The 14,798-nt window shown below is 51.0% G+C and carries 13 protein-coding genes; 11 read left to right on the top strand and 2 right to left on the bottom strand.

All coding sequences use genetic code 11. The features are described from left to right. The first annotated feature begins 10 nt into the window (after nucleotides 1-10). From ACTJKB_RS21805 to ACTJKB_RS21795, 3 genes are read left to right on the top strand one after another with little or no spacing between them, the layout of a single operon-like run. Complete coding sequence (locus ACTJKB_RS21805) at nucleotides 11-1,027, top strand: ABC transporter ATP-binding protein (protein ID WP_440836470.1); 1,017 nt, start codon at nucleotides 11-13, stop codon at nucleotides 1,025-1,027. Further along, entirely contained in the window at nucleotides 999-1,928 is a 930-nt protein-coding gene (locus ACTJKB_RS21800) for an ABC transporter ATP-binding protein (protein WP_440836469.1), read from the top strand. Before ACTJKB_RS21805 ends, ACTJKB_RS21800 begins: the two co-directional genes overlap by 29 nt. Nucleotides 1,929-1,967: 39 nt before the next feature. Beyond that, a complete protein-coding gene (locus tag ACTJKB_RS21795) occupies nucleotides 1,968-2,414 on the top strand; it encodes a hypothetical protein (protein WP_440836468.1) in 447 nt (148 codons plus the stop codon). Nucleotides 2,415-2,570: 156 nt separating this feature from the next. Here ACTJKB_RS21795 and ACTJKB_RS21790 read toward each other — a convergent pair whose 3' ends face one another. Next, on the bottom strand, nucleotides 2,571-3,410 hold the full coding sequence (locus tag ACTJKB_RS21790) for an SDR family oxidoreductase (RefSeq protein WP_440836467.1): 840 nt from the start codon (nucleotides 3,408-3,410) through the stop codon (nucleotides 2,571-2,573). Between the two features lie 315 nt (nucleotides 3,411-3,725). Between ACTJKB_RS21790 and ACTJKB_RS21785 the strand changes: the two genes are divergently transcribed. Further along, complete coding sequence (locus tag ACTJKB_RS21785; protein ID WP_440836466.1) at nucleotides 3,726-4,754, top strand: AI-2E family transporter; 1,029 nt, start codon at nucleotides 3,726-3,728, stop codon at nucleotides 4,752-4,754. A gap of 221 nt (nucleotides 4,755-4,975) precedes the next feature. After that, nucleotides 4,976-5,998, top strand: a complete 1,023-nt coding sequence (locus tag ACTJKB_RS21780) for a S66 family peptidase (RefSeq protein WP_440836465.1) — start codon at nucleotides 4,976-4,978, stop codon at nucleotides 5,996-5,998. A gap of 294 nt (nucleotides 5,999-6,292) precedes the next feature. On the opposite strand, the gene ACTJKB_RS21775 is transcribed toward ACTJKB_RS21780, so the two are convergent. Continuing rightward, nucleotides 6,293-6,682, bottom strand: coding sequence for a hypothetical protein (locus ACTJKB_RS21775; protein WP_440836464.1), 390 nt, complete (start codon nucleotides 6,680-6,682; stop codon nucleotides 6,293-6,295). 313 nt (nucleotides 6,683-6,995) lie between these two features. Between ACTJKB_RS21775 and ACTJKB_RS21770 the strand changes: the two genes are divergently transcribed. From ACTJKB_RS21770 to ACTJKB_RS21745, 6 genes are all read left to right on the top strand, one after another. After that, nucleotides 6,996-7,691, top strand: a complete 696-nt coding sequence (locus ACTJKB_RS21770; protein WP_440836463.1) for a response regulator transcription factor — start codon at nucleotides 6,996-6,998, stop codon at nucleotides 7,689-7,691. Then, the gene (locus ACTJKB_RS21765; RefSeq protein ID WP_440836462.1) at nucleotides 7,688-9,154 is read left to right on the top strand and encodes a sensor histidine kinase; all 1,467 of its coding nucleotides are present in this window, start codon (nucleotides 7,688-7,690) and stop codon (nucleotides 9,152-9,154) included. Before ACTJKB_RS21770 ends, ACTJKB_RS21765 begins: the two co-directional genes overlap by 4 nt. Before the next feature lie 95 nt (nucleotides 9,155-9,249). Next, the gene (locus ACTJKB_RS21760; protein WP_440836461.1) at nucleotides 9,250-10,371 is read left to right on the top strand and encodes a hypothetical protein; all 1,122 of its coding nucleotides are present in this window, start codon (nucleotides 9,250-9,252) and stop codon (nucleotides 10,369-10,371) included. 248 nt (nucleotides 10,372-10,619) lie between these two features. Continuing rightward, on the top strand, nucleotides 10,620-11,660 hold the full coding sequence (locus ACTJKB_RS21755) for a zinc-dependent alcohol dehydrogenase (RefSeq protein WP_440836460.1): 1,041 nt from the start codon (nucleotides 10,620-10,622) through the stop codon (nucleotides 11,658-11,660). 37 nt (nucleotides 11,661-11,697) lie between these two features. Then, a complete protein-coding gene (locus ACTJKB_RS21750) occupies nucleotides 11,698-13,686 on the top strand; it encodes an alpha-amylase (protein ID WP_440836459.1) in 1,989 nt (662 codons plus the stop codon). Continuing rightward, on the top strand, nucleotides 13,649-14,788 hold the full coding sequence (locus ACTJKB_RS21745; protein WP_440836458.1) for a sugar ABC transporter substrate-binding protein: 1,140 nt from the start codon (nucleotides 13,649-13,651) through the stop codon (nucleotides 14,786-14,788). The genes ACTJKB_RS21750 and ACTJKB_RS21745 overlap by 38 nt, the downstream gene beginning before the upstream one ends. Nucleotides 14,789-14,798: the final 10 nt, after the last annotated feature.

Genomic DNA, 14,798 nt, shown 5'->3' with positions numbered 1-14,798 from the left:
TGAAGACGTCATGACGAAGCGGCTGCTGTCTGTTGAGGATTTACAGGTTTCGTTCGCTACCCGGGATGGGGAGAACCAGGCCGTCCGGGGGGTCAGCTTTCATATAGATGCTGGTGAAACGGTGGGGATTGTCGGGGAATCCGGCAGCGGCAAAAGTGTCACGGCCAAAGCGATCATGTCGCTGATTACGCCTCCGGGACGCATAACGGCCGGGAATATCGAGTTTCGGGGCGAGCGTCTGACCGGACTTTCAGAGAAGGAGTGGCGGAGTCTGCGGGGCAACCGGATCGCGATGGTCTTTCAAGACCCGATGACCTCCCTGAATCCGGTGAAAAAAATCGGCCAGCAACTGACGGAGGTCATCCGCAGACACCGTGGACTGAATAAAGAAGCGGCGGTTGCCGAAGCAGCCAGGATGCTGCTCCAGGTAGGGATCCAGAATCCGGAACAGCGTCTGAAGCAGTATCCGCATGAATTCAGCGGCGGAATGCGTCAGCGCGTAATGATCGCCATGGCATTGTCCTGCCAGCCGGAGCTGCTGATAGCCGACGAGCCGACAACAGCGCTGGATGCGACGATACAGGCGCAGATCCTGGACCTGTTCAAGGAGCTCAAAGAGAATTCTGATACGGCAATTGCACTGATTACCCATGATCTGGGTGTGGTTGCACAGGTCTGCACCCGCGTGATTGTGATGTACGGAGGGCTGATTATGGAGGAAGGGACGGTGGAGGATATCTTTTACCGTCCCCGGCATCCGTACACCGAGGGCCTGCTGCGCTCGATTCCGAAGCGCGGCGGCGGTTCACGTGAGCGGCTGATTCCGATTGAAGGCACACCTCCGGATCTGCTCGACCCGCCGCCGGGTTGCCCGTTCATGGAGCGTTGCCCCCATGCTTTTGCCCGCTGCAGCGAACGCCCGCCTGTAGTAGAAGTCACTGCGGGCCACCGCTCTATGTGCTGGCTGGCGGAGGGTATGCAGGATCAGACCGCAGTCCATGCCGAAGGGGGAGATTCCGGTGAGTGAGAGCAAAGTATTGGTGGATGTGACTAATCTTCAAAAGCACTTCTCTAAAGGCAAGGATATGCGCGGACGAGATACAGCTGTGCTGAAGGCTGTCGATGGCGTAAGCTTTCAGATCCGCCAGGGAGAAACCTTCGGGCTGGTGGGCGAATCGGGCAGCGGCAAGTCCACAGTGGGACGCTGCCTGCTTCGGTTGTACGATTATACCGGCGGTGAGGTATTCTTTGATGGCCAGCCGCTTGGCAAGCTTGGGGAGAAGGGACTTAAGCCTTTCCGCCGCCGCATTCAGTCGATCTTTCAGGACCCGTATTCTTCCCTGAATCCGAGCTTGAATGTGCTTGAGCTGATCAGTGAACCGATGAAGATCCATGGCATCTATAAGGGGGAAGAACGCAAGGAGGCGGTCGCTGCACTGCTGGAACGGGTAGGGCTTAAGCGGGAGCATCTGTACCGTTTTCCCCATGAGTTCAGCGGCGGGCAGCGGCAGCGCATCTCCATTGCACGGGCATTGTCAGTCCGGCCAGAATTTGTCGTCTGTGACGAGCCCATTTCGGCACTGGACGTTTCGGTTCAGGCCCAGGTTGTCAATATGCTGGAGGATCTGCAGTCAGAGTTCGGCCTCACCTATCTGTTCATTGCCCATGACCTGTCGATGGTCCGGCATATATCAGACCGCATCGGCGTCATGTATGGCGGACGGCTGGTTGAGGTAGCGGACAGCGACGAATTGTATGACAACCCGCTCCATCCCTACACTAAGGCATTGCTATCCTCTATTCTGGAGACGGACCCGCGTAAGGGCAGCGAGAGAATCAGGCTGGAAGGCTATTCAGGTGAAGGGGAAGCAGCTGCACAGGCAATGCTGCGTGAAGTAAGCCCGGGCCACTATGTGGCTCTTGACTGAATACAGCACCAATTTACAATGATAATGGGAGGTAATGAGATGACAGAAACCGTACAAAAAGTAAAGCTTTCGCAATGGGATGCCCTGCTGGTAGAATCTCTGCGATCCCTCGGCTGGTCCGATGACGAACTGCTGCGCAGAGTAGAGGCAGGCGAACTGCCGGTGGATGAAAGTGAGTATGAATTTGATTATGCCCAGCTGGCCGTTCTGGCGGGTGAGCAGCCGGAAACATTCCGCCAGGCGGTAACGCAAGGCTACCAGATCAAATATAATACCATTCGCGGCATCCGCAGCTGGATTTCTGTTGCTCTTGGCAAGCAGGCCGAGCTGGAACTGGAGGAAGGCAAGGAAGCGGCGGAAGTAGCTTTGACCGAAGCCGAAAAAAACAGATTGGCATCTGTGCTCTCCTTCGGCTGGCAGATTACAGGCGGGCCATCAGGTACTGGTGGAACCGGAGTATACCGGATTGAGCCGATTCAGAGATAAGTGTGATGTGAAACGCGAGGACAGGCAATAGACAGTTGTTCGCCTATGGCGTTCCAAACGCAGGCACAACTGAAAACCGGACCGGGCAAGAAGCTGCCCCAGTCCGGTTATTTTTTTCATCTACTTGTGCTTTTCAGCAGAAGGGGTAAGCGTGACCTACATATTCAGCTGGATCTTACGGGTGCTGAGCACACCTTCCAGGCCGGTAGGGTCTGTGCTTACTTTGCGGGAGACGAATTTCTCAGCCTGCTCTGAAGTGCGGATACGGAGCGGCTTGGTCTCCATTTGCACCAGGTCCCACATCACTTCGGCGACGGATTCAGCGGTCTGAGGCTCCGTATTACGCTCAAGGAACGTGGCTCTGTAGGCATCCAGAATCGGCTTATATTCGTCTTCCAGAATGCCACCGGTATTGGCTACATGCCCAAGCACGGTGTTATTGAACTCTGTGGCAATAGCACCAGGCTCAAGCAAAGAGATATCAATGTTGAACTGTGGTTTATAATAGGTAGCCATACTTTCCAGTAAGCCTTCCAGTGCGAACTTGCTGGCACAGTAGATCTCGTTCATAGGCTGGCCCACTAGTCCGCCCACGCTGGAGGTCGCTACAATATGTCCATAACCGGTCTTCCGAAGCAGAGGAAGCGCCGCACGGATCGTATGCATGACTCCATAGACATTGGTATCGAATACGCGGTGGATATCTTCAATCGGTGCTTGTCCAAGCGCCCTGAGGTAGCCGAAGCCAGCGTTGCAGAACAATACATCCAGGTGGCCTTGCTCTTGCTCAATCTGATCGATTACCCGCTGAATGCTGTCAGGTTCTGTGACTTCCAGTTCTACGAATTTCAGATGGGGCACTTCGCTGTATCGCTCCTGATCCCGTTCCAGGTTGCGGGTTCCCGCATAGACAGTCCAACCCTCCTTAGCGAATTTCAGAGCCGAAGATAGCCCGATTCCGGATGATGCGCCGGTGATGCAGATAATTTTCCCCATAAAAGTTAAGCCTCCAGTTTTAAAATATAAGGATGTATAGGTTTCATGATATAAATCATACTTCTATTTCTCGCTGAAACGGATTTCTGAAAGCGATACGTAGTATCGCTGCTTCAGGAGCATAAGCTTTTACAAGAAGCGAAGCCGTTTCCACTGGCATATTATAACATATAACAGTCCAGCTCCCGAAATCCGACATAAAGTTAGTGTTTTCGCATATTTGAAGAGGCTTGCAGTTGCTATAAGTGATTTCGGTAATGTAGACTATATTATAAAGGTCCTAATTGCAAGCGAATGGAGAGGAACAGAGGAACAATGGATGTATTTAAGCGTTATTATGCGAATTTAACGGTCCGGCGCTTTTTGATTCTGGCGCTGATCGCACTGTTGCTGTACAGTATCCGGGATATGCTCAATCTGGTGCTGCTGACATTTTTGATTGCTTATGTAATGAATAGCTTTCAGGTGCTGCTGTCCAAGCAGATCGGCAAATTCGTCAAGGTGAACAGCAAGGTGATTATTATCATTTTATACCTCGCTCTAATCACGATGATCGTGCTGGCGCTCGTCAAATATCTGCCGAAGGTATATACGCAGATTACGCAATTGACCGATTTTCTAACCACCCTAACCTCTGAAGATCTCCCGCAGAACGAAATTACACAGTACCTGTTCAATCAGTTGAAGGATTTGAATTATGAATCCTATATGACCCACGGAATTGGATATATACTCAAAATCAGTAACTGGGGGACTACCTTCGTATTATCAACTATTCTGAGCTTTGTCTTCATCCTTGAGAAGAACCGTATTGTCAACTTTACCTCCCGTATGAGAGACAGCAAGATTTCCTGGTTCTATGTGGAACTGGAGTACTTCGGTAAGAAATTCATCTCTTCTTTCGGCAAGGTTATTGAAGCACAAATTCTCATTGCTCTTTTCAATACCCTGTTCACTGTGGTGGGCTTATGGATCATGGGCTTCTTCTTCGAGCCGTTCCCGTACCTTTTCGCGCTGGCGATCATGATCTTCCTGCTTAGCTTGATTCCGGTGGTTGGGTTTGTGATTTCACTCATTCCGTTATGCATCATCGGCTACAATATCGGCGGTCTCGTAATGACGCTGTACGTGCTGGGACTGATTGCTGTGCTGCATTTCATGGAAGGCTACTTCCTGAATCCGAAGCTGATGTCCTCCAAAATGAATCTGCCCATGTTCTATACCTTCATTGTGCTGATGTTCTCCGAGCATTATATCGGCGTATGGGGCCTGATCCTCGGGATTCCTATTTTCGTCTTTTTCCTGGATATTCTAGACATTACCCGGGATCAGCCTAAAGCCTAAGCTTTGCCTGGCGAAAGTTCAATAGCAAGTGGAAACGGCTTCGCCGTCCTTATAAAAGCTTATGCTTCCGAAGCAGCGATACTACATATCGCTTTCAGGAATCCGTTTCAGCGAGAAATAGAAGGATGATTTATAGCGTGAAACATATATTTTTACAAAACCAAAGTGACATTCCTGCTGACCGTAGTGTGAATGTCGCTTTTTTTATTGGGGGGATTTCAATGATCCGATATCCATCTTTACATGCAGGAGCTACCCTTGGCACAACCGCACCCTCATCTGGTGTACAGGTTAACATGCACGAATTACTGAAGCAGGCGGCAAGACGTATGGAGTCGAGGGGCTTCAGCGTGGTATGTGGTAATACCGTATGGACGCAGGCCAAGGCTACCTCCTCATCGGCAAAGGTGCGTGCAGCCGAATTTAATCAGATGATGGCAGATGAGAGCATTCAGCTGATTATTCCACCTTGGGGCGGAGAACTGCTGGTTGAGATTCTGGAGGATATAGATTGGGATCACATCTGCAGTAAATGGGTCCTGGGATATTCGGATATCAGTGTGCTGCTGCTGGCCATTACCTTGAGAACGGGTATTGCGACTGCGCATGGGACGAATCTGATGGATCTGAGAGGAGAATTCATGGATGAGACCACAGCGATGTGGTCAGAGGTGCTGGCAACCCGGACAGGAGCCTCCATTCTTCAGCATTCATCTTCACATTATCAAAAGGAGTGGAACTTTGAGGCTCCCTCGCCTTGTATGTTTCACTTGACGGAACAGACAAGGTGGCAGTCCATATCCGGCAAAGATGTACAGATGCAGGGCCGCCTACTAGGCGGGTGCATCGATGTGATCAGGCATTTGATTGGTACGCCGTTTGGTGATGTTCAGTATTTCCGGAATCACATGATTCCTGGTGAACCGGTTATATGGTATCTGGAGAATTGTGAAATGTCTGTCACAGACCTGCGCAGATCGTTTGTTCAAATGAAGCTGGCAGGATGGTTCACGGGGTGTGCCGGAGTGATGTTTGGCCGGAGCGCAGCAAACCATCAGGTTGAGGACTATACGGTGGAAGATGTATACCGAAAGCTGTCAGAGGAGCTTCAGATTCCTGTCCTCTACGATATCGATTGCGGGCATGTTCCGCCGCAGTTGACCCTCATCAACGGCGCGTATGCCGAAGTAGAAATGAGGGCCGGTGAGGGCATCGGCTCGGTAAGACAGACTTTTAAACCGTAACGGGGCAAAAGGAGGGCGTCGCCATGCGTCATCGGTTCCGCAGCACCGGGCATGAAGCAACGGCATAAATGCCGTTACTGGCGGCGCAACCGGGCACTAGGCGCGCAACAACGGCATAAATGCCGTTACTGGCGGCGCAGCCGGGCACCAGGCGCGCAACAACGGCATAAATGCCGTTACTGGTGGCGCCAGTACCGACGCCGTTACTCAAATAAAACAGGCTGTCTCCTAAGCAGTTTTCTGCGGAGGAGACAGCCTGTTTTTCCAGACTATATAGAGTGTATGTACCCTCTGTCAGCCAAATGAAGTCATTACACTTTGGGTTACGATCTCTTGTAATTCAGCTTTTTGCGCGGCATATTGCTGCCGGGTGATGCTACCGTTGGCGAGGCGTTGATCAAGCTGCTGTGTAAGCTGGTTCACCTGCAAATTAATGATGCTTCCAATATTTCCGCCATTCTCCAGAGCGATGTCCTTCAGCGACTTACCGTCGTACAGCGCGTCATACAGCTCTTGGTCGGAGGATTGATTCAACGCTTCCAGCAAATCATCTTTCTCGGCTACATTGGTGGCAGACCATTTGGCGACTGGACTCGCATTTGCGATGGGTTTGCCCCAGGTGGTTCCACCGAAGGAGATCGCTACAATCATGCTCCCGACAATCATCACTCGTTTAATATTCATACCATTCATCCTCTTTTCAAGTTATATTATATCGGCACAGGGTCATTAGTTTCATGGGTTAGGATACTTATGCTTAAATTCATTGTAACCGGCAAAGCTGAGGTTAAGCTTAACTCTTCTTTAAGATAACCTAAAGAATAGGCCTCTGCCGGATACTACGTTTTACATCATACGGGGTCTCAACTATTTTCAGGCAACGGGAACTTTTCCGCATGGTGTCCGTCTGGAAGTATATGTGGAATTAGGAGCAAGATTAAGGCTGAACAGGCCGGGCATGAAATAAATAACCGCAAGTGAAAGAGGTGAACCTCAAATGACCAAAAAAGTGCTGGTAGTCGATGACGAGCCGGGTATTGTAAATGCGATTGCCTACGCGCTGAGGCGTGAAGGCTATGAGGTGGATACCGCCGGAGACGGCGAAGAGGCGCTTGCCAAAGCGCAAATTTTTCATCCCAACGTGATGGTGCTGGATGTGATGATGCCGAAACTGAACGGATATGATGTATGCCGTAAGCTGGAGGACCGTGATGACATCGGGATTATACTGCTCACCGTCAAAAATGACATTGTCGATAAAATCATCGGTCTGGAGCTGGGAGCGGACGATTATATGACCAAGCCGTTTGAGATCCGCGAGCTGCTGGCCCGGGTGAAGGCGCTGCTGCGCAGGCTGGAGAAGAATACGGCTGAGGTCAAAAGCGAGCTGATCGAATATGGTGCGCTGCGGGTTCACCTGGACCGGAGATCCGCCCAGCTTGGGGAGGAGCTTCTGGAACTGACACCGAAGGAGTTTGATCTCCTGCACCTGCTGCTCTCTCATCCGCAGCGGGTCTATATGCGCGAAGAACTCCTGGAGCAGGTCTGGGAAATGGACTATGCCGGCGGTACACGCACAGTGGACATTCACATCCAGCGGCTGCGCAAAAAACTGGGCGAGCCCTACCAGAATATTCTGCAAACCGTCTATGGGGTTGGTTACAAGGCTGTTCCGGCGGGTAGCTTCGCATGAGGATCAGCATCAAGCTGAAATTCAGCCTATTTCTGGCGGTGCTCTTGATTCTATCGATTAGTATCCTGAGCTACTTCGTACTGCAAGGAGTAGAGCGTAACCAGCAGGCACAGATCGAGAGTGCACTCGCCCAGCATGTCAAAACGGTAAATCTGCGTGTCAAACAGACCTATTATACCGGCACACGGCTTGAGCCGCAGGCATTCATGCAGCAGCGGGGGAAAGCATTGGCGGTGGAGCTGGCCGGGTTCACCGGTCTGCAGGTGACACTGTACGATGCAGAGGGGCAGCAGGCGGGGACATCCCGGCAGGGGGGAGACCCGGCGGCGGGGCAGAAACCCGCCGATGCGCTGGCCTATGCGCTGCAGAACAAAATCGCCTACCAGAGCTCCGGCGATACCATGCTCTATCTGGCACCGCTGCAGGGGCCGGACCAACAGATGGGAGTAGTCCAGCTGGAGTATCCGCTGCAGGATGCCCAGAGCTTCCAGCGGACGCTGCTGAATCTCTTCCTGACTACAGGTGCCGCGGTTCTGGTCTTAAGCTTCATTGGCGGCTACCTGTATTTCAACAAGGCCGCCGCGGCCATCGGGCGGCTGAAAAGGGCGGCGGAATCGATCCGCCGCGCCGAATACATCTCCGCTCCCCCGGTCAAGCGCAAAGATGAGCTGGGCGAGCTGGCGGAAGGCATTTACTTCATGAGCCGGGAGATCGACACCAGCATTGCCGCGAAGGACGAGGAGCAGCGCAAGCTGCAGCTCGCCGTGCAGAAGCTTCAGGCGCTGGAGCAGCAGCAGAAGCAGTACATCGGCAATATCAGCCACGAATTCAAGACGCCGCTGACTTCGATCAAGGCTTATGTTGACCTCTTGAACATGTACGATGATGATCCCGGGTTGCTGTCAGATGCCAAGCTCAGCATTGCAAAGGAGACGCAGCGGCTCTATGAAATGGTGGAGAAGGTGCTGCAGCTGACGGCGCTGGAGAAATATGATTTTGAATCCCAGGCGGAGCTGCTGGAGGTAGCGGACGTATTGCAGGATATCTGCGGCCGCATGAAGGGCAAGGCAGAACGGTACGGGCTCACCATCACGCTGGACGTACAGCCGGCGCGGATCTGGATGGATAAGGAAAGCTTCATGCATATCTTCATCAATCTGCTGGATAATGCGATCAAATATAATGTTCCGCAAGGGACGGTTCATCTTCACAGCGTGGTCCGGGCTAGCCGGGTCTGGATTACGGTCAGGGATTCCGGCATTGGCATACCGGCAGAATTCAGAGAGAAGATTTTCGAGCCCTTCTACACCGTCAACCGTGACCGCTCCCGACAGTCGGGAGGGACAGGATTAGGTTTGTCTCTGGTCCGTAATCTGGTGGAGAAGCAGAACGGAACTATTACCCTGCTGGAGCCGGACGGTGAAGGTGCGGCGTTTCAGCTGTCTTTTCCCGTCATGACCTGAAGGGCTTAAGTTTACAACTTGGAAACATCTGGCGGGTTATTTAGAAATAAGTATCCGTTATGCTGGGAGCAACTCAATCAGGGGGGAACCATACTATGAATCCTGACCAAAACTTCAGGCCAGGCAAAGCGGTGCAAATTCTGCTGTGCAGTGCTGTTCTTCTGTCCATGGCTGCCTGCAGTACAGAGAATACGGATTCACGTCAGACCGTCGAGAAATCGGGCACAAAAATCACGGTCATGGATAATACCAGTGAATCGGTCTATACGAAGCTGAAGCTTGAGGGTATCGAAAAAACCGAGGGTATACGGGGTTTGGATTTTGTCAGCGAGGAGGTCATCGTACTCGATAAAGAGAACCGTAATCTCCCTCCGCAGACAGTGGAAGGCCAGGAACGGTATCCGCATAATCTCTATCTCCGCACGCTCTCTTCGGGTGCGGAAACGCCTCTGCAGGAGGGTGAAAAGAATTATGGTGCGGCGCAGCTGTCCCCGGACAAAAGCCAACTTTTTTACAAAGAACTCTATGATGCTACCGGACTTGGTTTCATTATGAATCTGGCCACGGGTGTATCCGTGAAGGCGAGTGCTGCAGAGTTCCGAAGTGAGGAAGGGTCATGGGCCGACAATGGACATGTGCTTTTCCCGGATATGGAAGGAAATATTGTAAAAGCAGACGTGAACGGCAAGCAGGAAACGGTGCTGAAGACTGGCATTCCTTACGTTCATGAGGTCGTTCAGTCCGGCAGCCGGATTCTTTATGTTACAGGGGAAGACAGCCAGCTCAGTGCCTATGATACCGAAACGAAGCAGACTAAGGTACTGAAAAAGAATGTGATGTGGGCGATCCCTTCACCGGACGGAAGCAGACTGGCGATTGTAGAGCGGACGAAGCCTGGAGAGATGGTGTTGCTGATCTGCGACAGTGAAGGCAGCGAACAGTCCCGGCTGGCTGCAGGCCAGCAGATCTTCGGGACCAGCTGGTCGCCGGACGGCAGCAAGCTGGCCTATGTAACCACATCCGCAAACGCTGCCGAGGACCAGGATGGCCTGTTCATCACCGAGGTGGAGACGGGGGAGCAGACGCCTGTGCTGAATGACATTGAGGTGGCGGACCAGCTGCGCTGGAGTCCCTCGGGCAAAAAGCTGCTGGCATCCGTTTCGGTCCTGAAGGATAATGCATACCAGTTCATTACGTATGTCATAAGACTGTCTTAATATGCCGAATAAAGGCATCCTTAGGGATTATTGGGGATGCCTTTTTTGTGGTTTGCCGAGAAGAAATTCACGACTCCATAAATATAAATAATAACGCTTTCGCATGTGTTATTTATGTGAAAATGTTAATGGATAACATTTAATTACAAATTTCACCTTACTTCGACAAAGGCAATGTGATATATTTTGGACGAAATTGAAAGAGAATCAAATTTTTCTGAAAAAAGGATGAAAGTGGAGGCGAGTAGATGGAAGCTCTGGTATGGTCATCCAATCACAAGCTGGAACTCTGCGATTGTGAGGAGCCGCAGATCACAGCGGCGGATGAAGTCAAAATCCGGATTGAAATGACAGGTGTGTGCGGAACGGATCTAGCGGTCATAACCGGTAAAGAGGAGGGTGCTCCAGATATTATTCGCGGTCATGAGGCTGTAGGGACCGTCGTAGAAATCGGCAGCGGCGTCGACCGCGTGAAGGTGGGAGACCGGGTAGTTATTGATCCGAATCAAAGTTGCGGTGAATGTTATTTTTGCCTGAAAAACCAGCCTCACCTGTGTACGGGCATAGACGGAAAGGGAATGCCTATTGCAGGCTTGAATCGAAATGGGACATTCACTTTTTTTTACTCAACTGCACAAACGTTTGCACACCGTATTCCGGACCATATGAGCTGGGAGACGGGGGTTTTGATTGAGCCGCTTGCATGTGTAATGCACAATTTCAAGGAGGCTGGCGTTTCGGCAGACGATAAGGTACTTGTTCTCGGGTCGGGCCCGATGGGTATTTTGTGCCAAATGGTCAGCAAATCGATAGCAGCGCTCACAGTTGCGACAGAAATTAACCCCTACCGGCTCGCCTTTGCAAGAGAAATTTCAGATTTCGCTATGACACCATCCCAACTCATTGAAGCCACCGTAAACGAGATCTGCTCGGGCCACAAATTTGATCTGATTATCGATACGGTGGGCACCCAGCTCGAATTCGCAGAGAAATGGATTGAGCGTGGAGGGCGTATTGTTCCTTTTGGGATTAATGCGAAGTACCGGTATACATTTTCCCCCACCAAGTTTGCACAGCAGGCGATCAAAATTATCGCAGCAGGGGAGTACCGTAACATGTTCGAGGAGGCTTTACGATTTGCTGCTGAAACACCGGAATTGAAGAATCTAGTGACTAGAAAAGTGAAGTTGAATCAGCACGAAGCAGCGATTAACGAGCTTATCGGCTATGAATTGGACACTTTGAAGCCGGTAGGGAGTGAAACTGTAAAGACGGTTTTTGTTCCGTAAACGTAGAACTACGATCAACGAGAGGTGGCACCTGCTAATGAGCAAAGACAGCAAATTAAGACTTGTTCAGGATTACTTGTCTACTCACAAGGATAAAGACGTAGAGCCGATTTGGATACCTGCTGTGTGGAACGAGTGCCAATATGAACGTGTTCTCTTCGCCAAAGAGGGTGAAATTTGTGTACACCCGTATGATTTTATGACGGAGCACTTCAAGTATTTGGACAAGCTTTCGTGGAGGCATTTGCTCAAGGAGCGCACGAATCTGGACGACAGTGCTATCTATTCCGCGCTTGTCCGCTACTCAACAGCTTGGGATTACAATCATGATGGAACAACAGAGTCTGGTACTTTTTTGCGGTTCTGTATTCTTCTGCCGCTGCTGAAAAGGATGGGTATCAATATTTTGTACATGCTTCCGGTTAACCAGTATAGCACGTTGAACCTGAAGGGAGACATCGGATCGCCTTATGCCGTGCAATCGTTATTCCACCTGGACCAGAACCTGCATGACAGCCTGCTCGACGGTATGGACAACTTCACCATTCACGATGAGCTTGGCGCTCTGGTAGAAGCTTGCCATTTGCTTGATATTAAGACCGTTGTCGATTTCATTCCGCGCGTAACAGCGAAAAACAGTGAGTTCATAGCCGAGCATCCGGATTGGGTGTATTGGATCAAGACTGATGCTCTCGAGGGCTTTGCACCGCCTTCGATTCCAGAGCTTGGTTTTTTTGAGGAATGTACGCCTGACAAGCTGGAGCTGGTCTATCGAAGCCAAGAGACTGAAGCGTTTCTTCGGAAGTTTTCACAGCCGCCAAACGAACTGAATCCAGTCATTTGGCAGCAGTTAAGAGAAAGGGCTGCCAGAACCGGAGAAGAAATACTGACCTTGGTGGAGCAAGAACTGGGGATAACGACTTCTCCGGCGCATTCTGACTGGATTAATGATGTGCAACCGATATGGACAGACATTACGTTCTTGCGTCTCTATAAGGATTTCTCTCCGCAAGTGAGACATCTTATACGTCCGGATCAAGCGCCATTTGTGCTGTTCGATACCATTAAATGCAATGACTACCCGGGAGAAGAACCCAATCTGGAGCTGTGGGATGTTCTGGAGCAGGCAGTACGGTTTAATCTCGAAACGTATGGCATTGACGGCTTCCGGATTGACATCGGACATGTGCTTCCGACTCAGCTGCTTACCCGTATTTTTGACACGATAAAAGAGATAAATCCGAATGCCATATTGATCAGCGAAGACTTGTTTAACCGCAATCACAAGAAAGCGGCCAGCACCGGCTACAATATTATGCTTGGCAGCGGATGGAATGTCATGACGCAAATGACAAAGGATAATCTGGTTGCATACCTGGAGGAACTGCCTGAGTTAAATATCCATGTGTTTGCCTGTGCAGAAACGGCAGATACGCCCCGGATCACGAGCCGGGGCGGCGTAGAGGTTGCCCGTATGACCGCGGTATTTAATCAATTTCTTCCGAACGCGATTCCATACGTGACAACCGGTTATGAAATGAACGAAGAGCAGCCATTGAACTGCGGCCTTGGAGACAATACGAACGGAGGCGACATCCCGCGCGCATTTTTTAATGTCCTGCAGATTAATTGGACGAATCCTGCACCGCTTCTGCCACTGCTGGCTGAGCTAAGTGACTTCAAAAAAGACTGGCTCGAGCTGGTCAAGCCAGAGAATTTCTTCGTGGCTGAATCACCGGAGGGTACCGTGCTCTACGGATACATGCGTGGGGATCTAACGATGCTGTGCTGCTTTAATTTGAATGCTGATGCTTGCTCTGAAATCGATTTGATGGCTGCCGTCCCTGGCCGCGGTCCAATGACTGTGGCACTGGATAGCTCCTTAACTACCGGCAATATAGGTCAGTCGTTAGACCACTTGCTGCTTGCACCCAATCAGGCAGTGGTGCTTGTCAGCAACAATAGTCAATTAAAGGAGAGAGGCTGCTATGCAGAGGAACAACAAAGAACTCGTCTTATGGCATGAATTTGATGGTCCGGGGGATACCTCGATTGAAGTGCTGGAGGGAATTTGCAAGCTGTACACGGAGCGCTTCGGTATACAGGTGACCCCACAAGTGATGAACATTACGGAGCTCATTGCGGGTCTGAACCGAATTAAGGACACCTGTCAGGGTCCGCAGCTGGCAATGGTTCCTGCTGACATGTCCTCCTATGTCGGGAACGGGCTGTACTCCGAAGTGCCGGGCGGGCTGTTTGCCGATGTGCTCACTGAAGGTGCTCTTTCAACAATGCAGGTAAATGGTGTTCAGTATGGTGTACCGGTATTGCGGGGCAACCACTTGGTTGTCTATTACAATACAGAAATTTATGCCAGTCCGCCGACGACATGGGACATATTCGAAGAGGCAGCGGAGCAGCTGTCTGCTCAGGACATTGTGCCCATCGGGGCGGATTTACAGCAGGGCTACTGGTTCATTCCGTTCCTCTCGGCATTTGGCGGTTGGCCTGTAGAGGCAGGCAAGCCGAATCTTGCCACCTCTGAAATGAAGCAGGCGCTTCATTTCATCCGCAACAAAATGGACCAAGGTGTACTCACCAGTCTCGACGGCTCAAACGGACTGCTTGAGCAGTTCATTGACGGTAAGGTCGGCGCTATTATTTGCGGCGAGTGGATTTATAACCATCTGGATAAGCATATGAAACATAAGCTTGGGGTTTGTCAGCTTCCAATCATTGCAGGCCGGCAATCGTTGTCTATGTCTTCATCCATCGGTCTGATTTACCCTAATCATTCGTTAGCATCGGAGGAACGGGACAACATCTTATCGTTCACGCGTTTTATGCTAAGCGAAGAATGCCAGTCGATGTGGGCGTTTCATGTACAGCGGATTCCGGCTCATGAGAAGGTGCAGAATCATCTGGCCGCTTCAGCTGTGCCTAACAAAAAAAAGATTTTGTCGCTTCTGGATCATGCGCGCCCGATGCCTAACGATTCATTTATGATCCATATCTGGGAGGCGCTCAGTGCGGGCCTGACCGAACTGCCTATGAGTAATCCGGAACAGGCGCTCCAAAAAATCGATCTGACAATCCAGAAATCTTTAAGCGCATTTCAAAGCCAATAAGAGACGGGGA

The sequence above is a fragment of the Paenibacillus sp. 22594 genome, assembly GCF_052044425.1.
Lineage (GTDB): Bacteria > Bacillota > Bacilli > Paenibacillales > Paenibacillaceae > Paenibacillus_AQ.
Note: the sequence above shows the minus strand (reverse complement) of the source record. Positions and strands in the feature narration are given on the sequence as shown.

Excerpts from the sequence above, each read along its gene's own strand:
- ACTJKB_RS21805 (WP_440836470.1), top strand. The coding sequence starts at position 11 with ATGACGAAGCGGCTGCTGTCTGTTGAGGATTTACAGGTTTCGTTCGCT.
- ACTJKB_RS21800 (WP_440836469.1), top strand. The coding sequence starts at position 999 with ATGCCGAAGGGGGAGATTCCGGTGAGTGAGAGCAAAGTATTGGTGGAT.
- ACTJKB_RS21795 (WP_440836468.1), top strand. The coding sequence starts at position 1,968 with ATGACAGAAACCGTACAAAAAGTAAAGCTTTCGCAATGGGATGCCCTG.
- ACTJKB_RS21790 (WP_440836467.1), bottom strand. The coding sequence starts at position 3,410 with ATGGGGAAAATTATCTGCATCACCGGCGCATCATCCGGAATCGGGCTA.
- ACTJKB_RS21785 (WP_440836466.1), top strand. The coding sequence starts at position 3,726 with ATGGATGTATTTAAGCGTTATTATGCGAATTTAACGGTCCGGCGCTTT.
- ACTJKB_RS21780 (WP_440836465.1), top strand. The coding sequence starts at position 4,976 with ATGATCCGATATCCATCTTTACATGCAGGAGCTACCCTTGGCACAACC.
- ACTJKB_RS21775 (WP_440836464.1), bottom strand. The coding sequence starts at position 6,682 with ATGAATATTAAACGAGTGATGATTGTCGGGAGCATGATTGTAGCGATC.
- ACTJKB_RS21770 (WP_440836463.1), top strand. The coding sequence starts at position 6,996 with ATGACCAAAAAAGTGCTGGTAGTCGATGACGAGCCGGGTATTGTAAAT.
- ACTJKB_RS21765 (WP_440836462.1), top strand. The coding sequence starts at position 7,688 with ATGAGGATCAGCATCAAGCTGAAATTCAGCCTATTTCTGGCGGTGCTC.
- ACTJKB_RS21760 (WP_440836461.1), top strand. The coding sequence starts at position 9,250 with ATGAATCCTGACCAAAACTTCAGGCCAGGCAAAGCGGTGCAAATTCTG.
- ACTJKB_RS21755 (WP_440836460.1), top strand. The coding sequence starts at position 10,620 with ATGGAAGCTCTGGTATGGTCATCCAATCACAAGCTGGAACTCTGCGAT.
- ACTJKB_RS21750 (WP_440836459.1), top strand. The coding sequence starts at position 11,698 with ATGAGCAAAGACAGCAAATTAAGACTTGTTCAGGATTACTTGTCTACT.
- ACTJKB_RS21745 (WP_440836458.1), top strand. The coding sequence starts at position 13,649 with ATGCAGAGGAACAACAAAGAACTCGTCTTATGGCATGAATTTGATGGT.